The 22,019-nt window shown below is 70.5% G+C and carries 24 protein-coding genes and 1 tRNA gene; 17 read left to right on the top strand and 8 right to left on the bottom strand.

The genetic code is table 11. The features are described from left to right. Positions 1–13: 13 nt before the first annotated feature. From ACSMXR_RS09430 to ACSMXR_RS09405, 6 genes are all read left to right on the top strand, one after another. The gene (locus ACSMXR_RS09430) at positions 14–451 is read left to right on the top strand and encodes a DUF3052 domain-containing protein (RefSeq protein ID WP_030078202.1); all 438 of its coding nucleotides are present in this window, start codon (positions 14–16) and stop codon (positions 449–451) included. A 150-nt stretch (positions 452–601) separates the two neighbouring features. Continuing rightward, positions 602–1,060, top strand: coding sequence for a peroxiredoxin (locus tag ACSMXR_RS09425; RefSeq protein WP_003969401.1), 459 nt, complete (start codon positions 602–604; stop codon positions 1,058–1,060). A 138-nt stretch (positions 1,061–1,198) separates the two neighbouring features. Next, a complete protein-coding gene (locus ACSMXR_RS09420; protein ID WP_030622260.1) occupies positions 1,199–1,774 on the top strand; it encodes a TerD family protein in 576 nt (191 codons plus the stop codon). A 128-nt stretch (positions 1,775–1,902) separates the two neighbouring features. Continuing rightward, positions 1,903–2,478 carry a TerD family protein gene (locus tag ACSMXR_RS09415; protein WP_030622261.1) on the top strand — a complete coding sequence of 192 codons (576 nt, stop codon included), beginning with the start codon at positions 1,903–1,905 and terminating at the stop codon, positions 2,476–2,478. A 70-nt stretch (positions 2,479–2,548) separates the two neighbouring features. Continuing rightward, the gene (locus ACSMXR_RS09410; RefSeq protein ID WP_103511682.1) at positions 2,549–3,700 is read left to right on the top strand and encodes a DUF475 domain-containing protein; all 1,152 of its coding nucleotides are present in this window, start codon (positions 2,549–2,551) and stop codon (positions 3,698–3,700) included. Positions 3,701–3,830: 130 nt separating this feature from the next. Further along, a complete protein-coding gene (locus ACSMXR_RS09405) occupies positions 3,831–4,565 on the top strand; it encodes a TerD family protein (protein ID WP_137235276.1) in 735 nt (244 codons plus the stop codon). 66 nt (positions 4,566–4,631) lie between these two features. Here the strand turns inward: ACSMXR_RS09405 and ACSMXR_RS09400 are convergent, their stop codons facing one another. Then, positions 4,632–5,549: a TerD family protein gene (locus ACSMXR_RS09400; protein WP_473171623.1), complete on the bottom strand. Its 918-nt coding sequence runs from the start codon at positions 5,547–5,549 to the stop codon at positions 4,632–4,634. Positions 5,550–5,761: 212 nt separating this feature from the next. Between ACSMXR_RS09400 and ACSMXR_RS09395 the strand changes: the two genes are divergently transcribed. Genes ACSMXR_RS09395 through ACSMXR_RS09380 form a run of 4 tightly spaced genes read left to right on the top strand, consistent with a single transcriptional unit; the run spans position 5,762 to position 11,142 of the window. After that, positions 5,762–6,988 carry an HpcH/HpaI aldolase/citrate lyase family protein gene (locus ACSMXR_RS09395; protein WP_364881991.1) on the top strand — a complete coding sequence of 409 codons (1,227 nt, stop codon included), beginning with the start codon at positions 5,762–5,764 and terminating at the stop codon, positions 6,986–6,988. A gap of 10 nt (positions 6,989–6,998) precedes the next feature. Beyond that, on the top strand, positions 6,999–9,611 hold the full coding sequence (locus ACSMXR_RS09390; RefSeq protein WP_473171622.1) for a phosphoribosyltransferase: 2,613 nt from the start codon (positions 6,999–7,001) through the stop codon (positions 9,609–9,611). Beyond that, positions 9,608–10,441 (top strand): HAD family hydrolase, encoded by an 834-nt coding sequence (locus ACSMXR_RS09385; protein ID WP_473171621.1) that lies wholly within the window; start codon positions 9,608–9,610, stop codon positions 10,439–10,441. The genes ACSMXR_RS09390 and ACSMXR_RS09385 overlap by 4 nt, the downstream gene beginning before the upstream one ends. Positions 10,442–10,482: 41 nt before the next feature. Continuing rightward, a complete protein-coding gene (locus ACSMXR_RS09380) occupies positions 10,483–11,142 on the top strand; it encodes an O-methyltransferase (RefSeq protein ID WP_137235272.1) in 660 nt (219 codons plus the stop codon). 30 nt (positions 11,143–11,172) lie between these two features. Here ACSMXR_RS09380 and ACSMXR_RS09375 read toward each other — a convergent pair whose 3' ends face one another. The 3 genes from ACSMXR_RS09375 to ACSMXR_RS09365 form a co-directional block, all read right to left on the bottom strand. Continuing rightward, complete coding sequence (locus tag ACSMXR_RS09375; RefSeq protein ID WP_137235271.1) at positions 11,173–11,385, bottom strand: FmdB family zinc ribbon protein; 213 nt, start codon at positions 11,383–11,385, stop codon at positions 11,173–11,175. A 57-nt stretch (positions 11,386–11,442) separates the two neighbouring features. Further along, entirely contained in the window at positions 11,443–12,867 is a 1,425-nt protein-coding gene (locus ACSMXR_RS09370) for a coiled-coil domain-containing protein (RefSeq protein WP_381794131.1), read from the bottom strand. Between the two features lie 71 nt (positions 12,868–12,938). After that, the gene (locus tag ACSMXR_RS09365) at positions 12,939–13,739 is read right to left on the bottom strand and encodes a DUF4097 family beta strand repeat-containing protein (protein WP_473171620.1); all 801 of its coding nucleotides are present in this window, start codon (positions 13,737–13,739) and stop codon (positions 12,939–12,941) included. Positions 13,740–13,920: 181 nt separating this feature from the next. On the opposite strand from ACSMXR_RS09365, the gene ACSMXR_RS09360 reads away from it, so the two are divergent. Further along, positions 13,921–13,995 (top strand) — tRNA-Val (locus ACSMXR_RS09360). 104 nt (positions 13,996–14,099) lie between these two features. Here ACSMXR_RS09360 and ACSMXR_RS09355 read toward each other — a convergent pair. Both ACSMXR_RS09355 and ACSMXR_RS09350 read right to left on the bottom strand, forming a co-directional pair. Further along, positions 14,100–15,965, bottom strand: a complete 1,866-nt coding sequence (locus tag ACSMXR_RS09355; protein ID WP_473171619.1) for a DNA/RNA helicase domain-containing protein — start codon at positions 15,963–15,965, stop codon at positions 14,100–14,102. Between the two features lie 65 nt (positions 15,966–16,030). After that, positions 16,031–17,020 (bottom strand): protein NO VEIN domain-containing protein, encoded by a 990-nt coding sequence (locus tag ACSMXR_RS09350; RefSeq protein WP_473171618.1) that lies wholly within the window; start codon positions 17,018–17,020, stop codon positions 16,031–16,033. A 292-nt stretch (positions 17,021–17,312) separates the two neighbouring features. Between ACSMXR_RS09350 and ACSMXR_RS09345 the strand changes: the two genes are divergently transcribed. Together ACSMXR_RS09345 and ACSMXR_RS09340 are read left to right on the top strand one after the other, a co-directional pair. After that, positions 17,313–17,966, top strand: a complete 654-nt coding sequence (locus ACSMXR_RS09345; RefSeq protein ID WP_376187282.1) for a GNAT family N-acetyltransferase — start codon at positions 17,313–17,315, stop codon at positions 17,964–17,966. A 109-nt stretch (positions 17,967–18,075) separates the two neighbouring features. Continuing rightward, positions 18,076–18,891 (top strand): inositol monophosphatase family protein, encoded by an 816-nt coding sequence (locus tag ACSMXR_RS09340; protein ID WP_137235267.1) that lies wholly within the window; start codon positions 18,076–18,078, stop codon positions 18,889–18,891. 24 nt (positions 18,892–18,915) lie between these two features. On the opposite strand, the gene ACSMXR_RS09335 is transcribed toward ACSMXR_RS09340, so the two are convergent. Further along, positions 18,916–19,542: a histidine phosphatase family protein gene (locus ACSMXR_RS09335; RefSeq protein WP_364881976.1), complete on the bottom strand. Its 627-nt coding sequence runs from the start codon at positions 19,540–19,542 to the stop codon at positions 18,916–18,918. Between the two features lie 139 nt (positions 19,543–19,681). On the opposite strand from ACSMXR_RS09335, the gene ACSMXR_RS09330 reads away from it, so the two are divergent. The 4 genes from ACSMXR_RS09330 (at position 19,682) to ACSMXR_RS09315 (ending at position 21,129) form a co-directional block, all read left to right on the top strand. Further along, positions 19,682–19,900: a hypothetical protein gene (locus tag ACSMXR_RS09330; protein ID WP_006124168.1), complete on the top strand. Its 219-nt coding sequence runs from the start codon at positions 19,682–19,684 to the stop codon at positions 19,898–19,900. Between the two features lie 4 nt (positions 19,901–19,904). Further along, positions 19,905–20,249, top strand: a complete 345-nt coding sequence (locus ACSMXR_RS09325) for a DUF8108 domain-containing protein (RefSeq protein WP_030075834.1) — start codon at positions 19,905–19,907, stop codon at positions 20,247–20,249. A 133-nt stretch (positions 20,250–20,382) separates the two neighbouring features. Then, positions 20,383–20,838, top strand: coding sequence for a DUF7144 family membrane protein (locus tag ACSMXR_RS09320; RefSeq protein ID WP_473171617.1), 456 nt, complete (start codon positions 20,383–20,385; stop codon positions 20,836–20,838). Between the two features lie 69 nt (positions 20,839–20,907). After that, a complete protein-coding gene (locus ACSMXR_RS09315; protein ID WP_030075838.1) occupies positions 20,908–21,129 on the top strand; it encodes a DUF2277 domain-containing protein in 222 nt (73 codons plus the stop codon). A 28-nt stretch (positions 21,130–21,157) separates the two neighbouring features. On the opposite strand, the gene ACSMXR_RS09310 is transcribed toward ACSMXR_RS09315, so the two are convergent. Continuing rightward, the gene (locus tag ACSMXR_RS09310; RefSeq protein WP_473171616.1) at positions 21,158–21,946 is read right to left on the bottom strand and encodes a DedA family protein; all 789 of its coding nucleotides are present in this window, start codon (positions 21,944–21,946) and stop codon (positions 21,158–21,160) included. Positions 21,947–22,019: the final 73 nt, after the last annotated feature.

Genomic DNA, 22,019 nt, shown 5'->3' with positions numbered 1-22,019 from the left:
CAGGAGGCAACCCGTGAGCGCGACCGCGGACCACGCGGAGGAGCGGACCAACCCGGCAGCACGCCTGGGGTTCGAGCCCGGACAAGTGGTCCAGGAGATCGGCTACGACGACGACGTCGAGCTGGAGCTCCGTGAGGGCATTGAGGCCACTACCGGCCAGGAACTCGTCGACGAGGAGTACGACGACGTCGCCGACGTCGTCCTGCTCTGGTTCCGCGACGAGGACGGCGACCTTACGGACGCGCTGGTGGATGCCATTGGTCTGATCGAGGACGGCGGGATGGTCTGGCTGATGACGCCGAAGACCGGCCGTGACGGATACGTCGAACCGAGCGACATCAATGAGGCCGCCCAGACGGCCGGGCTCGCCCAGACCAAGAGCATCAGCGCGGGCAAGGACTGGACGGGCAGCCGTCTGGCCACCCCCAAGGGGGCCAAGGGCAAGCGCTGAACCACTCTCTGCACCACCCGAGGCCCTCACGGGCGCACACCGTGCCCGTGAGGGCCTTCGTACGCCCGCGACCGGCCTGCGTAGGGTGGGTGTCACCCGGACGGACCCGGCCCGGGACGCGGAGAAGCGGCGATTAAGGATGCGTGTTCCATGACGATCGAGGTCGGCAGTCAGGCCCCGGACTTCCAGCTCAAGGACAACCACGGCCGGACCGTGCGGCTGTCGGAGTTCCGCGGTGAGAAGAACGTGGTGCTGGTGTTCTACCCGTTCGCCTTCACCGGCGTCTGCACCGGCGAGCTGTGCGCGCTCCGCGACGAGCTGCCCCGCTTCGAGAACGAGGGCACCCAGCTCCTCGCCGTCTCCAACGACTCCATCCACACCCTGCGCGTCTTCGCCGAGCAGGAGGGCCTGGAGTACCCGCTGCTGTCCGATTTCTGGCCGCACGGGGAGACCTCGCGGGCGTACGGCGTCTTCGACGAGGACAAGGGCTGCGCGGTGCGCGGCACCTTCGTCATCGACAAGGCGGGTGTGGTCCGCTGGAGCGTCGTGAACGGCCTCCCGGACGCCCGGGACCTGAACGACTACGTCAAGGCGCTCGAAGCGCTCTGAGACGATCTCCTGGCGACGCCCGGTCAAAAGCCTGTTTTGGCCGGGAACCGGTCACTAGGATCCAATCGTTGATCCGATGCCAACGAACGACGGGGACGCTGGTGTCTGCCGGCCCCTGAGAAAACTACTGGAGGACTCGTGGGAGTCAGCCTCAGCAAGGGCGGCAACGTCTCGCTGACCAAGGCCGCGCCCAACCTGACCGCGGTCATCGTCGGTCTGGGCTGGGACGCCCGCACCACCACCGGGGGTGACTTCGACCTCGACGCCAGCGCGCTGCTGACGAACACCGAGGGCAAGGTCGCCACCGACGGCAATTTCGTCTTCTTCAACAACCTGAAGAGCCCCGACGGCTCCGTCGAGCACACCGGTGACAACACCACCGGCGAGGGCGAGGGCGACGACGAGGTCATCAAGGTGAACCTGGCCGGTGTGCCGGCCGACGTCGACAAGATCGTCTTCCCGGTCTCGATCTACGAGGCCGAGACCCGCCAGCAGAGCTTCGGCCAGGTCCGCAACGCGTACATCCGCGTGGTCAACCAGGCCGACAACACCGAGCTGGCCCGCTACGACCTCAGCGAGGACGCCTCGACCGAGACCGCCATGGTCTTCGGCGAGCTGTACCGCAACGGCGCCGAGTGGAAGTTCCGCGCCATCGGCCAGGGGTACGCCTCCGGCCTGCGCGGCATCGCCCAGGACTTCGGCGTCAACGTCTGAGGTTTCTGGCCCCAGGGGGTGTCCGGCCCGGAACCGGGCCGGACACCCCCTGACCGGGCGCTTTCGACGCCCGACCTCGGGCGTCGAAAGCGCCCGGCAGCGTTTTACACGACTCGGGGAGGACACACATGGGCGTCACGCTCGCCAAGGGAGGCAATGTCTCCCTCTCCAAGGTCGCACCCAACCTCACACAGGTGCTGGTCGGGCTCGGCTGGGACGCACGCTCCACCACGGGAGCCGCCTTCGACCTCGACGCCAGCGCACTGCTGTGCCAGTCGGGCCGGGTGCTCGGTGACGAGTGGTTCGTCTTCTACAACAACCTGACGAGCCCGGACGGCTCCGTCGAGCACACCGGCGACAACCTCACGGGGGAGGGCGAGGGCGACGACGAGTCCGTCATCGTCCGTCTCGACCAGGTTCCCGCCCACTGCGACAAGATCGTCTTTCCGGTCTCGATCCATGACGCGGACAGCCGGGGCCAGGCGTTCGGCCAGGTCAGCAATGCCTTCATTCGCGTGGTCAATCAGGCCGACGGTCAGGAACTGGCCCGCTACGACCTCAGCGAGGACGCCTCGACGGAGACCGCGATGATCTTCGGAGAGCTCTACCGGTACAACGGCGAGTGGAAATTCCGTGCAGTCGGGCAGGGGTACGCGTCGGGCCTGCGCGGCATCGCTCTAGACTTCGGCGTCAACGTTTCATAACGCCGCGCACGGCGCGGGGGGCCCCGACACACCGGGGGAGACCCTTTTACATAACACGATGGGGTAGCCAGTGGTTCTGAAAACCTTCGGCTGGTCGTTCGCGGTCACCGCGCTCGGCCTGGTCGCAGCGATCCTCTACGGGGGGTGGCAGGCTTTCGGCATCGTCGCGATCCTGTCCGTCCTGGAGATCTCGCTGTCCTTCGACAACGCGGTGATCAACGCCGGAATCCTGAAGAAGATGAATGCCTTCTGGCAGAAGATCTTCCTCACCATCGGCATCCTCATCGCCGTCTTCGGTATGCGACTGGTGTTCCCCGTCGTGATCGTGGCCGTGAGCGCCCAGCTCGGACCGATCGAGGCCATCGACCTGTCCTTCAACGACCCGGACAAGTACAAGGAACTGGTCACGGACGCCCATCCGTCGATCGCCGCCTTCGGTGGCATGTTCCTGCTGATGATCTTCCTCGACTTCATCTTCGACGAGGACCGTGACATCCAGTGGCTGCGCTGGATCGAGCGCCCGCTCGCCAAGCTCGGCAAGGTCGACATGCTGTCGGTCTGCGTCGCGCTGATCATCCTGCTGATCACCGCCATGACCTTCGCGACCAACGCCCACCAGCACGGTGGCGGTCACGCCGACAAGGCGTCGACGGTCATGCTCTCCGGCATCGCCGGTCTGATCACCTACCTGATCGTCGGCGGGCTCTCCGGCTTCTTCGAGAACAAGCTCGAAGAGGAGGAGGAGCGCGAGCACGAGGCCGAGGAAGAGGCCAAGAAGAAGGGCAAGCCCGTCACCGGGGTCGCCCTCGCCGGAAAGGCCGCGTTCTTCCTCTTCCTCTACCTGGAAGTCCTGGACGCCTCGTTCTCCTTCGACGGCGTCATCGGCGCCTTCGCGATCACCAACGAGATCGTGCTGATGGCCCTCGGCCTCGGCATCGGCGCCATGTACGTCCGTTCGCTCACCGTCTACCTGGTGCGCGAGGGCACGCTCGACGACTACGTCTACCTGGAGCACGGGGCGCACTACGCGATCGGCGCGCTCTCCGTCATCCTGCTGATCACCATCCAGTACGAGATCAACGAGCTGATCACCGGCTCGGTCGGTGTCATCCTGATCGCCCTCTCCTTCTGGTCCTCGGTCAAGCGCAACCGCGCGCTCGCCGCGGAATCCGGCGGGGGCGGCGGCTCGGACACCAAGGCAGAAGTGTCCTCCGGGGTGTGACCCGGTAAGGATTGAGGAACGCTCTCTGCGGGGCGGCCCACACGGCGACGGCTCTCCGGGAACTCCCGGACCCGGCCCGGTGGCCGCCCCGCAGTGATGTCCGGGCGGCGCGGAACAGGTGGGGGTTGGTATGGGATTCTTCGACGGCCTGTGGCCGGGGCGCGCGGCGCAGTTCGACTCGGGCAACTCGACGTCGAGCGCCATCGTGCTGTCCAAGCGGAACGCCACGATTTCGCTCAGCAAGCAGGGCGCCCTGTCGGGCAACCTCCGGGTCAATCTGTCCTGGCGGATGCGGACCTCGGACATCGAGGGCCGCTCACGCCAGAGCGGCCGGCTGCGGCGCCCGCTCCAGCTCTTCAAGCCCGAGGTGGTCCAGGCGCACACCCAGGGCGTCGTCAACGTCGACCTGGACCTCGGCTGCATGTACGAGCTCACGGACGGCACCAAGGGCGTCGTGCAGCCGCTGGGCAGCCTCATCGGCGACCTCAACGGCCCGCCCTACGTCCGGCTCAGCGGCGACGACCGGTTCGGCGCTCCCTCGGGCGAGACGGTCTACGTCAACCTCGACCAGCGCGACAAGATCAAGCGGCTGCTGTTCTTCGTCTACATCTACGACCGGACGCCCGCCTTCGACCGCACCCACGCCAAGATCACGCTCTACCCGGGCAACGGCCCGCGCATCGAGATCGAGCTGGACGAACGCGCGCCGCAGGCCCGCTCCTGCGCGGTGTTCACCGTGGAGAACGTCAAGGACGAGCTGATCGTGCGCCGCGAGGTGAAGTTCGTGTACGGCTTCCAGTCGGAGCTGGACCGGCTGTACGGCTACGGCATGCAATGGGGGCGCGGCTACAAGACCCGGACCTGAGCCCGGGGGATGTGGCCGCCGGGCCGGGGCGGCTCAGGGCCGGGGCGGCTCAGGACCGGACGAGGCTCAGGACCGGACGAACTGCGGACCTTGTGGAGGCAGCACGAAATGGGGGTCGGGCGCGTGCGCGGCGGCTGCCGCGGGCTGCGGATAGCCGTACGCGGGCGGCGCGGCGGCCGGCTGCGGATAGCCGTACGCCGGCTGCTGGGGCGCGGCGGCGGCAGCGGGGTGCGCGACCGGCGGCGGATAGCCGTAGGAGGGCTGCTGGTGCTGGACCGTGGCCTGGGAGTCGGGCCCGGCGGTCACGGGGGCGGCAGCGGGCCCCGGCGGCGCGGCCGGAGGCGGGGGCACGGCGGCCGGGAGCGGCCCCGCGGCTGCCGCAGCGGCCGGGTCCTGAGCGTCGTCCGCCGGCTCCGCCCCGTTCGCCGCCTCCGACTCGTCCACCGAGATACCGAAGGCGGTGGCCAGGCCGATCAGGCCGGTGGGATAGCCCTGGCCGACCGCGCGGAACTTCCACCCCTCGCCGCGGCGGTAGAGCTCGCCGCAGATGATCGCCGTCTCTTCCCCGGTCTCCGGCCGGACATCGAACACCGCCAGCGGGTCGCCATCGGCGAACGCGGCGTCGAACAGAAGTATCCGCAGGTCCGGCACCTGCTCGAAGGCGGCCCCGTCGGAGGAGGCCGCGATGACCACCTGGTCCACCGAGGCGTCGAGCGCCCCGAGGTCCGCCTCGATCGTGTCCGTCAGCCCTTCCGGGATGCTGCGCTTCGGCAGCCGCCGGACCAGGCCGGAGGGGTGCCGGGGCTGGTTGTAGAAGACGAAGTCCTCGTCGGACCGCACCCGGCCGGACGCACCGAGGAGCAGGGCGGAGGCGTCCACGTCGGGAACCCCGGCGCCCGGGGTCCAGCGCAGCACGGCCCGGACGGCCGCGGCATCGACAGGGACGTTCGAGCCCTTCAGCATCGTGTGCGTCATGACCGTCATCCTGCCTGCTGGGGGCCCGTGCGGACAACGCGGGGGGCGGCACGACCGTGCCCGGCGGCGGCGCGGGCAGGGCGTGACGATACCGCGCGAGGGGGTCGGACAAGGGTCGGGTAACCGGAAATTCATGTACATGGGGAACTGTTGACACCCGTCCGTACGTACTATTACCGGCCATACGTTGTTCGGCCGGTCAGGCAGTTCGGGGGAAAATCATGCGTCACTTCGGGCACATATCGCCCACTGCCCGCGAGGGCCTGTTCTTCCGGGAGCCCTGCACCTTCACCGCGGACTCGCCGGCGCGGATGCTCTCCGTCGCCCTGGGGGCCACGCTCTACTCCCCGGCCACCCGCCCGTCACTCGCCGACGACGTGCTGAAGCAGGCCGGACGCGGTGTGGTCTCCATGGTGCTGTGCCTGGAGGACTCGATCGACGACGCCGAGGTGACCGGCGCCGAAGCCAACCTGATCAGGCAGTTCGCCGCCCTGGCCGCCCGCACCACGGCACCGGAGGCCACCCCGAAGGGCCCGGCCGGCGCCGGGAACACACCGGACGCGGCGGGAGCCGACGTACCGCTGCTCTTCATCCGCGTACGGGAACCGGCCCAGATCACCGATCTGGTGCGGCGCCTCGGCGACTCGGTCCGGATGTTGTCCGGTTTTGTACTTCCCAAATTCACCGAAGAACGCGGAAGGCAGTTCCTCGAAGCGCTCGCCGAGGCCGAAACGGCGTGCGGCCGACGACTCTTCGCCATGCCGGTCCTCGAATCCCCCGAACTGCTCCATCTGGAGACGCGCGGCGAAATCCTCCAGGGCATCGCCCGCAGCGTCGACAAGTACCGGGACCGGGTGCTCGCCCTGCGCCTCGGCGTCACCGACTTCTGCTCGGCCTACGGACTGCGCCGCGCACCCGACATGACCGCGTACGACGTCCATATCGTCGCCTCCGTCATCGCCGACGTGGTCAATGTGCTCGGCCGTGCCGACGGCACCGGCTTCACGATCACCGGCCCGGTCTGGGAGTACTTCCGCCGCCAGGAGCGCATGTTCAAGCCCCAGCTGCGCCGCAGCCCCTTCCTGGAGGGCCGGGCCGAGGAACTGCGTACGGCCCTCATCGAGCACGACCTCGACGGACTGCTCCGGGAGATCGAGCTCGACCGCGCCAACGGACTGCTCGGCAAGACCTGCATCCACCCGTCGCACGTGGCGCCGGTCCACGCCCTGTCCGTGGTCAGCCACGAGGAGTACACCGACGCCCAGGACATCCTGAGCCCTGAGCGCGGCGGCGGCGGGGTGCTGCGCTCGGCGTACACGAACAAGATGAATGAAGTGAAGCCCCACCGGGCCTGGGCGGAGCGCACGCTCCAGCGCGCCGAGGTCTTCGGAGTGGCGAGGGAAGACGTCGGCTTCGTGGACCTGCTGGCCGCCGGCCTGACGAACTGAGCGCGCATCGATGAGCGAGCGCGCGACGAGAGAAGAGACCGTGAACGTGGTGTGGTCGGGCAACTGGGTGGCCGAGCGGCTGGGAGTCGCCCTCGAAGGCGACGGAGAGCTCCAGGAACTGCTGGGCCTCGCCCTGCGCCGCAACCCCAAGCGGGCGCATCTGCTGGTCTCCAACGTGCTGGGCAAGCATGTGCCGCAGCGGCCCTCGGTCGTGTACGGGGCGGGATACGGGCTCGGTGAGCGCGTACGGGAGCTCCTCGGCGAGCAGGAGGCCCGCCGCGCGGTGGTCCTCGGCTACGCGGAGACGGCCACCGGCCTCGGCCACGCCGTCGCGGACGGCCTGCGGGACGCCCCGTACCTGCACTCCACCCGGCGTCCGGTGGCGGGCGTCCGGCAGGCGGGCGGCTTCGAGGAGTCGCACTCGCACGCCACCTCGCACCTGCTGCTGCCGGAGGACGGCGAGCTGCTGGCGGGCGGCGGGCCCGGCGCGGACGCCTCCGCGCTGGTCCTGGTCGACGACGAGTTCTCCACCGGCAACACGGTCCTGAACACCGTCCGCGCGCTGCACGCCCTGCACCCGCGCGAGCGGTACGTCATCGTCGCCCTGGTCGACATGCGCTCGGCGGGCGACCGCGACCGGCTGACCGCCTTCGCCGCCGAGATCGGCGCCCGCGTCGACCTGGTGACCCGCTCCACGGGCACGGTCACGCTGCCGGACGGCGTTCTGGAACGCGGCCAGGCGCTGGTCGCGGCACAGGAGGCGGAACAGGCGGAACAGGCGGAGCGGGTGAGGCAGGCCGAGCGGGCGGAGCGGGCCGTGCTGGCGGAGCAGGCCGGGCAGGCGGAGCGGGCCGGGCAGGCGGAGCGGGCCCACGAGGCCGATGACCATGCTGCCCCCATCACCCGGGTCGACCTCGACTGGCCCGCGGGCGTTCCCGACGGCGGCCGCCACGGCTTCACCCCTGCCCACCGGGCAGCCCTGGAAGCGGCGCTCCCGGCCATGGCGGACCGGATCGCGGCCGCGCTGGGCGGCGACGAAGCGGGCCGGGTCCAGGGCCCCCGCCGGGTCCTCGTCCTCGGCTTCGAGGAGCTGATGTACGCGCCCCTGCGCCTGGGCACCGCCCTCGAAGCGGCCCTCGGGTCCGACGCCGAGATCCGCTACTCCACCACCACCCGCTCGCCGGTCCTGGCCGTCGACGACCCGGGCTACGCGATACGCACCCGCCTCGTCTTCCCGGCCCACGACGACCCGGCGGACGGCCCCGGCGACCGGTACGCGTACAACGTGGCGGGCGCCGGCTTCGACGCCGTGGTCGCCGTCGTCGACTCCACCGCCGACACCCCCGAACTGCACGCCCCCGAAGGGCTGTTGGCCCGCCTGGCACCCCACACCGGCCAGGTGCTCCTCGCGGTCGTCCCCTCGTACACCCCCACACCCGTCCTCCACGCGCAGGAGTCCGCCGTGCTGCCCGAGCCCCTCCGAGGCCCCGACTTCTCCAGTTACGCGCCGGAGGACGTCGGCTGGCTGCTCCAGGACCTCTCGGACACCGAGCTGGAAGCGCCCACCGAGGAGCGCGAGGAGGCGATCCAGAGCGGCGGCGCGCACTACGCGGAGTCGCTTCCGGTGGAGTACCAGCCCAGCGCCGAGTACCAGGCCCTGTTCACCGCCGCCCTGGAGACTTCCGCCGCCCGCATCGCCCGCGCGGTGGGCACCGTCACCGAGACGGTCCTCGCCGAACGCGGCCCGCGCCCCGTGCTCGTCTCGCTCGCCCGCGCCGGAACCCCGGTCGGGGTGCTGATGCGCCGCTGGGCCCGGCACCGGCACGGCCTGGACCTGCCGCACTACGCCATCTCCATCGTCCGGGGCCGGGGCATCGACGCCACCGCCCTGCGCTGGCTGGCCGCCCATCACGACCCGGCCGACGTGGTGTTCGTCGACGGCTGGACCGGGAAGGGCGCGATCACCCGCGAACTGGCCGCGGCGATAACGGAGTTCGAGGCATCGGGCGGACCGGCCGGCTTCGATCCGGAGATCTCGGTGCTCGCCGACCCGGGCGGCTGCGTCCGGACGTACGGCACCCGCGAGGACTTCCTCATCCCCTCGGCCTGCCTCAACTCCACGGTCTCCGGCCTCATTTCCCGTACGGTGCTCCGCGCCGACCTGGTCGGCCCCGACGACTTCCACGGCGGAAAGTTCTACCGGGAACTGGCGGACTCCGACGTCTCGGGTCTCTTCCTCGACACCGTCGCCGCCCGCTTCGACGAGGTGGCGGGCCAGGTCGAGGACGAGGCCAAGGAGCTGCTCGCCGCCGACCGCGCCCCGACCTGGGAGGGCTGGGCGGCCGTCGAGCGGATCAGCGAGGAGTACGGCATCCACGACGTCAACCTGGTCAAGCCGGGCGTCGGCGAGACCACCCGGGTCCTGCTCCGCCGGGTCCCCTGGAAGATCCTCGCGAAGCGCGGCGCGGGCGCGGACCTGACCCACATCCGGCTGCTGGCCGAACAGCGCGGCGTCCCGGTTGAGGAGGTCGACGACCTCCCGTACAGCTGTGTCGGTCTGATCCACCCCCGCTTCACGCGCGGCGCGACAGGCGCGGACGGCAAGGCGGTGCAGGGCGCATGAGTAACCCGACCGCTGTGAACGGCTCCACCACCCTGGTGGCGAGCGACCTCGACCGTACGCTGATCTACTCGGCGGCCTCGCTCGACCTGTCCATGCCGGACGCGGAAGCCCCCCGGCTCCTCTGCGTCGAGGTGTACGGCCACAAGCCGCTCTCGTACATGACGGAGAGGTCGGCCGCCCTCCTCACCGACCTGGCCGACTCCACGGTCTTCGTGCCGACCACCACCCGCACCCGCGAGCAGTACCACCGCATCCACCTGCCCGGCCCGGCACCCCGGTACGCGATCTGCGCCAACGGCGGCCACATCCTGGTCGACGGCGTCTCCGACCACGACTGGCAGCGGCGGGTCGAGACCCGGATCGCGGAGGAGTGCGCGCCCCTCACCGAGATCCGCGCCCACCTCGCCACCACCGCCGACCCGGCCTGGCTCCTCAAGGAACGGGTCGCCGAGGACCTCTTCGCCTACCTCGTCGTCGAACGCGCCCTGCTGCCCGAGGAATGGGTGAAGGAACTGGCCGCCTGGGCCCGCCCGCGCGGCTGGACGGTCTCGCTCCAGGGCCGCAAGATCTACGTGGTCCCGGCGCCGCTCACCAAGAGCGCCGCGATGCACGAGGTGGCCCGCCGCACCGGCGCCACGCGCACGCTCGCCGCCGGGGACTCCCTCCTCGACGCCGACCTGCTGCTCGCCGCCGACCAGGGCTGGCGCCCGGGCCACGGCGAACTGGCCGACGAGGGCTGGAGTGCCCCGCATGTCACGGCCCTGGAGGAGCGCGGCGGAGCGGCGGGGGAGGAGATCCTGCGGCGCTTCCTGGCGGCTTCCGCTGCGTGATTTCGGCTGCGCGACGGCGCGGGTTGGTGAAGGGTGGGGTCATGACCAAGGGCAACGACACCACGATCACCGACGAGCTGTACGCGTACATGCTGGCCCACAACCCCCCGCTGGACCCGGTCCAGCGGGAGCTGGTGGACACCACGTACGCGAAATTCCCCGACCACGCGGGCATGGTGTCGGCCGAGGAGCAGGCCCCGCTGCTGGCCTTCCTCGTCCGGCTGGTGGGCGCCCGGCATGTGGTGGAGGTCGGCACGTTCACCGGGTTCAGCGCCCTGGCGATGGCCCGGGCGCTGCCCGCCGACGGCACGCTGATCGCCTGCGACATCTCGGAGGAGTGGACGGCGTACGGGCGCGAGGCCTGGGCGAAGGCGGGCGTCGCGGACCGCATCGACCTGCGCATCGCCCCGGCCCTGGACACCCTGCGCGCGATGCCCGCCGAGCCGCACATCGACTTCGCCTACCTGGACGCGGACAAGGGCGGCTACATCGCGTACTGGGAGGAGCTGGTGCCCCGGCTGCGGCAGGGCGGGGTCATCGCCACGGACAACGTGCTCTTCCACGGCGGGGTGACGGACCCGGAGGCGACGGGCCCGGCGGCGGCGATCAGGAAGTTCAACGACCACGTGAGCGCGGACGCCCGGATGGACAGCGTCCTGCTGACGGTCGCGGACGGCCTGACGCTGTCCCGCAAGAAATAGGCCCGACGCCCGCCGGCCGGGAGGGGCGGATCAGCCGCAGCACCCGCCCCCGCAGCAGCCCCCGCCACCGCCGGACGGCGCGGGTGCGGAGCCGGCGGCGCCGCCCACGGCCACGGCGGACAGCAGCTTGACGGTGTCGTCGTGGCCGGCGGGGCAGGAGGCGGGGTCCGAGGACTGGGCCATGGGACGGCTGAGTTCGAACGTGTCTCCGCAGGTGCGGCAGCGGAATTCGTAACGAGGCATGGGCTCAGGCTAGAGCCATCGGGGGCCGGGGACCACGCCCCCCGGTGCCGGGACGGCTCAGGTGCCGCCGCCGCGCTCCTCGCGGATGTCGGAGACGACCCGGGCGGCGGTCTGCCGCACGGCCTCGGTCTCGGTCAGGAAGTGCCAGTAGTCGGGATGGCGTCCCTCCAGCCCGGCGATGGCCCGCTCCAGCCGGGCGACGGAGTCGTCGAGCGGCCGTGCGTGCCGGGGATCGGGCGTGTGCCGGCCGGCCATGGCGAGACGCTGGGCGTCCCGCACCGCGAACCGGGTCCGCTCGATCTCCTGCTGCGGGTCCTTCGCCACGGCGTTCAACCGCTGCAACCGGTCCCCGGCGGCGGACACCGCCTCGTCCGTGGCGTTGAGCAGGGCACGGACCGTGGACAGCCGGGACGTGGCGTCCGCCCAGCGCTGCTCGTCGCGCGCCTTCGCCGCCTCCGCGAGCTTCTCCTCGGCCTGCCGTACGTTCACGGCGGCCTGCTCCGGGACGGGCTGCAGGTCCTGCCAGCAGGCGGCCGAGAAACGCCGCCGCAACTCGCTGAGCACCGGCTCCACCGAACCGGCCCGCGTCGTGAGCGCCTGGGCACGGGTCCGCAGCGACACCAGCCGCCGGTCGATCTCGGCGGCCCGCTCGGGCAGCCGCTCGGCTTCGGTCCGTACGGCCTCGGCGTCACGCAGCACCACATCGGCCCGCTGGAGCGTCTCCGCGACCCCGTGCTTCCCTGCGCCCTGGTTCAGCTTGGTCAGCTCCGGGGCGAGCGCGGCGAGCCGGGCGGCGAGCTCGTCGGCCCGCAGCCCCGCGGCCCGTACCGCGTCGAGAGCGTTGCTCGCGCCCAGGAGGGCCTGCCGGGCCCGCTCGACGGCGGGGGCGAGCCGGGCGAGCTGCGTCTCCGCGCTGCCCAGCAGCGGCCCGAGCCCCTGGGCGAAGCGGTCCAGCTCGCCCTTGACCCGTACGAGGTCGTCCTTGGCCCGGGTCAGCTCGGTGCGGGCCCGGGAGGCGACGGCTGGCTCCAGATCGTCCCGGTCCAGATCATGGCTGTCGACGGCGGTGATGTAGGCGTGACTGACCTCGTCGATGCGCCGGCCGAGCGCGGCGAAGTCCTCGGAGGCCTTGCGGCCGCGCGAGGAGCTGTCCACGGCGTTGATGGTCTCGATGGAGATCCTGAGATCACGCTGGGCGCTGTCCAGGTCGTAGAAGGCCTCGGCGGCGGCGTCCTTCGCGGCCTGCGCCTCGACCCGCTCGTTCTCCCCGCGCCCGCCGAACCACCGGCGCGTACCGCCACCGGCGAAGGCGGCGGGCAACGCGGCGAGCACGAGGGGCACGGGCAGCAGCATCAACGCCAGAAGATCCCGCGCCCCGGAACCGGGGGAGCGCCGCTCCGGCAGGCCCTGCCCACCCTGACCACTCTGGACGGCGGAACTTCCACCCGCTCCTGCCTCCGGCCGCGCGTGTGTCGCCGTCACATCCCTCTCCCGTGCCGATTCGCCCTGCCCGGTACATTCTCCCACCAGGTAAGGACGAACACACGGGTCGGTTAGTTCGCGCTTCGCACCGTGACTTGGCCGTTGTCGCTGCGCGCCTTCACCACATGGGCGCTGTCGTCACTGCGCGGCACCCCGACGGAGACGTCCCCGTTGTCGGCGGAGGCGTTCACCGCGTACGTCTGCCCGCCCGGCGGCAGGTCGATGGTGATGCCCCCGTTGTCGCTCTCGGTGTCCACGAGATCGGGCACCGAACTGAAGCCCAGCCGGATCTCCCCGTTGTCGGCGCGGGCGACCACGGAGGAGCCGGAGATCCGGTCCGCCCGGATCTGCCCGTTGTCGCTCTTCAGCTTCAGCGAGCCGCTCGCCTCCCGGACATTGATCTCCCCGTTGTCGGAGGAGAGGTCCAGCGCCCGGTCGAAGCCGGTGGCGGTGATCGTGCCGTTGTCCGACGCGGCCGTCACATCGACCCCGCGCGGCACCTTCACCCGGTGCCGGGAGTCGCAGTTGTTGAGCATGCCCTCGCACTTCACCCGGAGCGTGAGCGTGTCCTTCTCCATCTTCCAGACGGAGTCCGGCCCGCTGCCGAACACCGCCCACCCGTCGACCTGCCGCTCCACCTCGACCTGCTCCACATCGGCCGGCACGAGGTCCACGGTGCCGTTCTCGGCCTCGATGGTCAGCACCTTCCCCGCCAGCGCGAAGGACTCGCGCTCGACGGGCGCGCCGTCCACATCCGTACCCCCGCACCCGGTGAGCGCCAGCGCCAGCAACGCGACCCCGCCCCCGAGAGCGAGGGCCCGCCCGGGCGCCCCGGGGCGGGTGCGGGTCGGTGCGCTCGAAACGATGTCCACGATGATCGGTCCCCCAGTGCGTGCGGTACGTGCCACCGGACGTCGTTGCCGGTGCCCTCAAACCGTATGCACCCCGGGTCCCCGACGGGATCCGGACGGCTACCGTCTTCGAGGTGGGGTTATCCCCCGGAACGGTTTATGAGCAGGGGCCCCGGTCCATGTACGCTGTTGCCTCATCCACGGGTGCGTAGCTCAGGGGTAGAGCGCTGCTCTTACAAAGCAGATGTCGGCGGTTCGAAACCGTCCGCGCCCACCAGCGGGAAACGTGATGAAGGCCCCCGACCGATCATGGTCGGGGGCCTTCGGCGTGCCTCGCGCGTGGTGGTGACCGACCTGTGGTGGAGCGAGGCGGAGCTTCCCTCAAGGCGTCCTGGCGGCTACGAGCCTGCTCAGCATGGCCTGAGTCTCGGCATCGGCTGAGTACAGGACCGTTCCGGTCAGCCCCCGGGTGAGGAGCACCTTGTATATGTTGCGCGTCAGCCGGGCGAAGTCGTCAGGGCTGGCTCTGCGCAAGCTGTCGTCCTTGCACTCGGCCGGAACGATTCGCCAGCCATCGTTCCGCCACACGAAGTCGGGCCCGAAGATTGTGCCGTTCCAGGCGTACTCGAAGCCCTGCGCCGTATAGATGCAGCCGACCTGACCTATGCCTGCTGATTCGGTTGCCCAGAGCGAAGACGACGGAGCGCCCGCCACGACTCGCCCGCCCTTGACATTCCATGGGCGCCGCCAGTCACCGATGACCACATCCTCGACGAGGGAACCGTCCGGCCGTGGATAGCTCCACGGCCAGCAGAAACCGGCGGTCATCCGCGCGGTGTGGCCGGCCGCTTGTTGAGACTGAAGGAACAGTTCCATCTGCCGGGGTGTGTCGGCGACCAACAGCTCGAACTCCGATCCTGGATCCCACGGCACAGGTCCTCCGGGCTCGAGTCCCAGGAGGCGGCGGACCCAGCGTTCGTATGCGCGGCTTCCGCCGCATCGAAACTGCTCGTTGAGGTTCACGTGGCGAACAAGGCACCCGCGAGCCGCCGCAGCCTCTTCTATAGCCTTGACGCTTCCCATTTCACCGGGGCGCACGACCTGATGCTCGTCAAGCAGGAACACGGGGACCCTGGCCGCGTCGATGAGCTCTTCGACCTGGCTCCGCCCGCTGCGGTGACCACTTGCGGGGTGTTGACTTCCCGAGTAGCGGCGTATCCGGTGGGCTTCATCGCAGATGAGCGCGTCGAGTTCGTTCCTTTCCACGTTGCCGAAGTCGAGGAAGTAGCGGAAGAGCTTGGCCACTCGCTCGTTCTTCTCCCCGACGACGTGCTGCAGTGTCGTGGTGAAGGATTTGGAACCGGTGGCATGGACGACCTTGCGCTGGTTCCTGCCGAGGTGGCTCATGACGTGGAGGGCGATGAGACTCTTTCCCGACCCAGGGCCGCCGGAGACCACGATCACCTCTTTGCGATGTGATTGCCGTGAATCCGCCGCAGCACGCTTCACCAGGGAAAAGGCGACCTGTTGTTCGTCCATGAGGAGGAACTTCCCGCCATTGAGGACCTCGTCCGCTGCGGCTCGCATGAGTTGCCGTCCAGGAGCGACGGCGCTGTCCAGGAGGGCATCGGCTTCCAGCGCCCCGTCGAGTGAGGACAGCCGGGTCTGCAGATGCCGTGTGAGTTCGCCGCGACTCGTACTGGTGAAGAGGCAGGCCTTCCCGTCCGCCGCGCCGAGCAGTTCGCTCACATCTCGGTCGTGGGCGTTGTGCAGATAGGCCAACCCCGAGAGATGGCTCGGTGAGTCATGCAGCACCGCTACAAAATCCTCAAGGTATTCGGCGTAGCGACGCACCTGGGCCACGGGATGCAGGAGGGCGCGGTTTCCCATCCCCTTCACCAGGCACAGATCCGCTGCACCAGGTACCAAGCGGGCCTCGCTCCACTGCTTGAGTTCGACGACGACGTAAGACGGTTCGCCGGTCTCGGGGTGCGAACCGGTCAGTACCACGTCTGCGCGGAGGCTGCTGAGGGGCAACCTGTACTCGAGGAGCACCTCAACCTCCTCGAGGCCTGCGTCGCACAGCACCTCGGCAAGGGCCTGAAGGCTGACCCGCCAAGCTGTTCGTTCACCGCGCGACGGTTCGTGGAAGAGGTGTTGGCGGAACTGCTCGGTGAGGGACTCCGCCAGAGAAGCATTGTTCGCGCGCTCCCGCATGCTGCGGGCTGACATGCGCAGAAGTGCCACGGGTGATCTCCATACGAGTGGACGGCCGGCTACCGCCGTTGCCAAGGGGCGAGTGAGGGAGGGTGTCAGCCGCCGAAGGGCAGGCGGTACTCGAAGTTCCTTGGCTTCAGGTCCTCTTCGGCGGGAAACCAATCCTTGAAGTGCAGAACGCGGCCCCCACTCGCCGTGTGATTCTCGCCTTCGATCTTGATATCGCTCACCACGTACAGGTCCACAGTGTGTTGCGGCTCGCGTGCGTGATCGACCTCGTTGGACGTCAGGTGTACTTTGGCGGCCGAGCCGGTCGTGCCCTTGACCTCAACGCGTTTTTCTTCCCCGTCCCGGGTGCAGTGGAGGTCGTAGGGCTTGCCGAGGCGCTTGACTGTCCAGCCCAGCTCCTCGTAATGCGCCTTGGCCATGTTCTCCGCGTACATCTCGATCGCCTTGCGCTTTGCGGGGTCGGAGATGAATCCGGCTCCACCGGACGAGCCGGCGGACCGCTTCGCCTGCTTCGCCCGCTTCCCTCCTGACTGGGCGGGTACGTCTATGTCTTCCGGGCTGAATCCCGGGGCGATCCCCGATAGAACTGGCTGCCCGTTTGCCCAGTTCATTTCTATATGCGCCATTTTCAGGAGGGGTTGAGGGTCGAAGTCGCAGAGGATGCCGCTGCCCTGCCTGGTCCCGGAGAGTCTGATGGCGTCACTTGCGGCCGCGGGCAACGGTCCGTCTTCGCCGAGGGATACGTCCCGTATCACGGCCAAAGGCTCGATCCCGAAGCGCACCCGGTATTTGACTGCCCTTTCGTCCTCTTCGTCGGGCCAGTGCAGGCTCTCCCCCTGGTAGAAGTTCCCGCGGACCTCGAAGAGGTACAGCGTGATCCTCCGGGTGAGCCACTTGGGGCGACTTGTACGTGGTCCCGCACCTGTGGCCAGTACGGCGAAGCGCGGACGTTGAGACCGGTACTCGGGCTGCCATTTGGGAAGCCCCCAGGTGCAGGTCTCGACCCCGTGCCGCAGGTTGCGCCGCGGCGCATAGCTCTGTCCTACATGGACCATCACGAAAGGCGCCGAGTTCATGCAGTTCATCATATTAATGCTGCTGGTGGTGCATGCCAGAGGGGCTGGTCCTGGAGATAGACGCAGGCGCGCAAATGGTTCGACCCATATTGTCGGCAATGAATCCAGTTTGGAGCGGACTGTTCCCGCTGGGTATTTCGGTGGCGGCAAGCGGCTTTGCGGTAGGCAGTCGTATGACAGCGCGGGGCATTAGCGGTGTGCGAACGTGAGGCGCATACGCGGGCCGATCTTCTGCGCTCGGTTCGAAGTGGAGCGTCGTAGCGGACGACGACTGGGGACGAGGGGGCACTTCATGGGGCAGACGCTGGCGGAGATCCTGGACGCCGCGGCGTGCGGGCGGTTTCCGGAGGCTGATGGGGGCACGACCGTGGTCGCCGCGCCGAGCGGCCGCGACACGGGGGTGATCGCCTTCACCGCGCACTCGGTCGTGTTCACCGACGAGGACCCCGAGTGGGTCCATGCGACGCTCGCCGCTCTGGACTGCGATGCGCTGGCCGCGACCATGCATCCCCGCTTTCTGCTGGCCCTCCTGGAACGCACCGGGCGGGTCACCGACACCATCGACCTGCTGACCGTGGCGTCCTCGCTGCCCGGTGCGCCCGGGCTGGAGCTGCGGGAGGTCACCGATCCCGTGCACCCGCGCGTGGTCAGCGCCCGTCGGCGGCGGGACGGGGTGCGGATGTGGGAGGTCGACGGGGGAGTGCTGGTGCTCGGGCGCGGGGTGGCCGGCCGGTGGGAGGTCGCCGTCGAGCTGGAGGAGAACGCCCGGCACCGGGGCCTCGGCCGGGCTCTCGCCACCGCCGCTCGGCACCTGGTGCCCCCGGGCGAACCGCTCTGGTCGCAGCAGGCCGCGGGCAACGCGCGCAGCATCCGGGCGTTCCAGGCCGCCGGGTTCCGGCCCGTCGGCTCGGAGGCGCTGCTCCTCGGCCGCCGGGAAGGCGCGTGAGGGGGGAGGGAAGAGGGGTGTTGTGAGGGGGTGTTGTGGTGGTGGGGGGGCTTGCGGTCGTGGTCGGTTTTCCGGACGGCGTACGGGGGACCCCGCTAGCCTGCTCTTCATGATCGACTCACCTGCCGGGCTGACCGACACCGAGACGGCCGCCGCCGCGGCGCTGGCCGGGGCGGCGGTCGTGCGCGCCCGGTACGGGCAGCTCCACTCCCGTATCGACAAGGGCGCCGGGGACTTCGCCACCGATGTCGACGTGGCGGCCGAGGAGGCCGTCCTCGACATCCTTCGCGCCGCCCGGCCCGAGGACGCGGTGCACGGTGAGGAGGGGGGCCGGCGGGGTGCGGTCGGTGCGGGGCGGGAGTGGTTGGTGGACCCCTTGTGCGGGACGCTCAACTACGCCGTCGGCTCCCAACTGGTCGCCGTCAACGTGGCGTTGCGCGACGGCCCGGCCGCCGTGGCCGATCCGTTCAGCGGCGAGGTCTTCCTCACCGACGGAGAGACCGCCTGGGTGCGGTCCGGGGCCGAGGGCGACGAGCCGTTGGCGCCCACGGCGGACACCCGGCTGGTCGACGTGAACCTCGATCCGCCCTTCCCGGGTGCGCCCGGATTCCGGGCGGTGGACCTGCTGGCCCACCCCGGGTTCATCGAGCACTTCCGCCCGCGCGTCGTCTCCACGTCGCTCGCGCTGGCCTGGGTCGCGGCCGGCAAGCGGGCCGCCTACGTCACCGACGGCGGCGACCTGAGCGGAAGCGTCCACTTCGCCGCCGGGATCGCTCTGTGCCGGGCCGCCGGCTGTGTCGTCACCGGCATCGACGGCGCCCCGGCCGGGCCGGGCGGCCGGGGCCTCGTCGTGGCCGCCGACGCCGGGACGCATGAGCTGCTCATGTCGATGGTCGGGAGGCCCGGGCCCGGGCGCGGTGTTTGAGTCGTCGCCTCCGCCCGTCTCCGCTCAGATGTGCAGTTCGGGCGGGAAGCCGGTCCAGCGGAGTTCGGCGGGCAGGTGCCCGGTGTCGTTGAACAGGAGGAGGGCCGGCGCGCGGCCGGGCGCGTAACGGATCACGGTCAGCGCCGCGTTGGCGTGGTTGACGCCCAGCCAGCGCGACTTCGGGGCCTCCAGCGCGGCCCGGACGAGCCAGCCGACCAGGAAGTTGTGGGTGACGAGGAGTTCATGGCGGGGCTCGTCGCCCTCGACCGTGCCCGTGAACCGTGCGAGCGCCTCCTCGGCCAGCCCGGGACCCAGCTCGCGCTCCGCCGCCGGGAAGCCGGCCAGCCGGGCGAGCGTCTCGTCGGCCGACTCCGGCGGCAGCTCCTCCCGCGGCGGCAGGTACGGGAGGTAGTCGCCGGCCGGTTCGGAGGGCACCAGGGGAACGCCCGGGAGCCGCTCGGCTATCAGCTTCGCCGTCTGCTCGGCGCGCGGCAGCGGGCCGTGGTGGATCGCGGTGATCGGGGCCCCGCGGAGCCGCTCCCCGAGCAGGGCGGCCTGACGGCGGCCCGCGTCCGTCAGCGTGGTCTCGTCGGCGGACGCCTGACCGTGCCGGGTCACGTACAGGTAGCGGGCAGCGGTCGTTGTCGTCATGGGCGGGCCCTCCGTCGCGGTTCATGATCGTACGAACGTGGGCGGGGACGTCGGGCCGCGCCTGGGCGGTTCCGTGGCGCGGGGCGGGCGGTCCGCCTCCCGGGATGCGCGGGGGCAGTGCTCAAGGCACCGTGGAGGCATGGCCGAGCACCCGCCCGTGATCGTCTATCCGCCTTCCGCGACCGGAGGGCGGCGGGTCACCGTGCACGGCCAGATCGTCGGCCTGGCGCACGGGCGGGGCGAGGTGGCCGCGCTGCTGCGGGCCGCGGGGTTCGCCCCGGGGCCCGACAAGGTCGTCGAGCTGGACCGGCCCGGGCTGATCGAATGGCGCGGCGGCGACCTCGACACCTGGGGGTGATCCCGTGAAGCGTCGTCGTACGGTACGCGAGAGCGCCTCGATCGAACCGCCGCCCGGGTATTACGTGGCCGGGGCCGAGCCCCCCGACGCGGCGCAGCGCACGCTGATCCTGGACTGGGTGGTGAGCCGGCGCATCGCGAGCGGCTGGCGCGTCGAGTCGCGCTCCGGGAGCCAGGTGGTGCTGGTGCGCGGGCAGCCGGTGAACCATGTGCTGCACGCCTTCCTCACCGTCTTCTCGTGCCTGGTGTGGGGGATCGTGTGGGCCGGCGTCGCCCTCGTCAACCGGGTCGAGCGCGTGGCCCTCACCGTCGACGCCCAAGGTCGCATCGTGACGGTCAGCGCGCCGTGACACATCACCCGAACGGGTGCGTCCAGGTGGCTTCGCGCGAGGGCCGCGAGGAACGTCGGAGCTGATCTGCCCGCACCGCCGGGGCAGGTCAGGACAGCAGGCGCCCGGCGTCTGTTCCGACCAAGGAGTCCTCATGTCGCAGCCCAGCACACCCGGCGCCTCGCGCCCCGCCGACCCGCGTCCGGGCGGATACACCGGCAGCGGGTGGGCGGCCGGAGGAACGGTGTTCGCCGGTGTCCTGCTCTTCGTCGACGGCATCCTCGGGGTACTGAAGGGCATCGCGGGGATCGCCTCGAACGACGTCTACACGCGGATCAACGACTACGTCTTCAAGTTCAGCGTGACCTCGTGGGGCTGGATCCACCTCGTCCTCGGCGTGATCCTCATCCTCGTGGGCTGGGGCATCCTCAAGGGCGCGACCTGGGCCCGCGCGGCGGGCGTCGCCCTCGCCTCCCTGAACCTCATCGCCAACTTCATGTGGCTCCCGTACACCCCGGTCTGGGCCATCGTCACCATCGCGATCGACAGCTTCGTGATCTGGGCCCTGTGCACCGACCGGTCGAACCCGAGCGACCTGGTACGGAGCTGAACCGGCCGGGACGGCGGGCGGCGACGGCGACGGGTGTCCGTTGTCAGTGGGGCGGTCCACACTGGAGACATGTGCCGCAGCATCAAGACGCTCCGCCCGCCCGCCCTCCCCGAAGAGGCCACCGAGGAGGACATGCGGGCCGCCGCCCTTCAGTACGTACGCAAGGTCTCCGGGTTCCGCGCGCCCGCCGCGCACAACCGTGAGGTCTTCGACCGGGCCGTCGACGAGATCACCGCAGCCACGATGAAGCTGCTCGACGGTCTGGAGATACGGGGCGCGGCCAAGGGCTGAGCCCCGCCGCCGCGCGACTGCCCTCGGTTCAGGGGGCGGCCGGAGCGGGCGTACCCACGGGTGCCGGGCCGCCGGGCCCGACTGCCGGTGTCCCCTTCCCCGCCCCGGTCTCCGCTGCTGTCCCGATCTCCGTCTCGGTGTCCGTCTGCGCGGGCAGCGGCGTCTTCGCCGCCTCCGCCGGGATCCCGGCCGGTGTCGCCGTCCGCGTCGCCGGGCGCTTCACCACGAACGCGGCCAGCGCGCCCGCCACGAACAGGGCCAGTACCGAAACGGCCGTGCCGAACCACGTCGAGCCCAGCCACCGGCCGCCGAAGTAGCCGAGCCCCACGCTGTAACCCGCCCAGGCCAGACCCGCGAGCGCGGACCAGGGCAGGAAGTCCCGCTTCCTGCGGTGGGCGGCGCCCGCGCCGAGGGAGACCACGGAGCGGCCCGCCGGAGCGAACCGGGCGATGATCACCAGCGCGCCGCCGCCCCGGCTCAGGGCTGCGCCGAGACGTTCCTGCGCGGTGCTGAGACGCCGGGAGCGGGCGATGGCCCGGTCCAGCCGGTCGCCCCCGCGCCAGGCGAGCCGGTACGCGACGAGGTCGCCGAGGACCGAGGCGGTGGCCGCGCACAGGATCAGCACGACGAGCGAGGGGACCTGCCCTCCGGTGCCCCCGCCGCTGACGGTGGTGGAGCCGGCCGCGGCCGCCGTGGCGGCCGTGATGACGAGCACGCCGCTGGGCAGCAGGGGCAGAAAGACGTCCAGGAGAACGGAGAGGGCGACCACCGCGTAGATCCATGGGCTGCTGGTCAGCGCGGCCACACTCTCTAGCACCGTCTACTACTCCCCGATCGTGTCAACGCCGCGACGTCGCAGGGGAGCGGCAGGGGCGGCAGGTTCAGCTGTA

It is taken from the genome of Streptomyces sp. DSM 106670 (assembly GCF_055792845.1).
The sequence above is the reverse complement of the archived record's forward strand: the minus strand, read 5'-3'. Positions and strand labels throughout refer to the sequence as shown.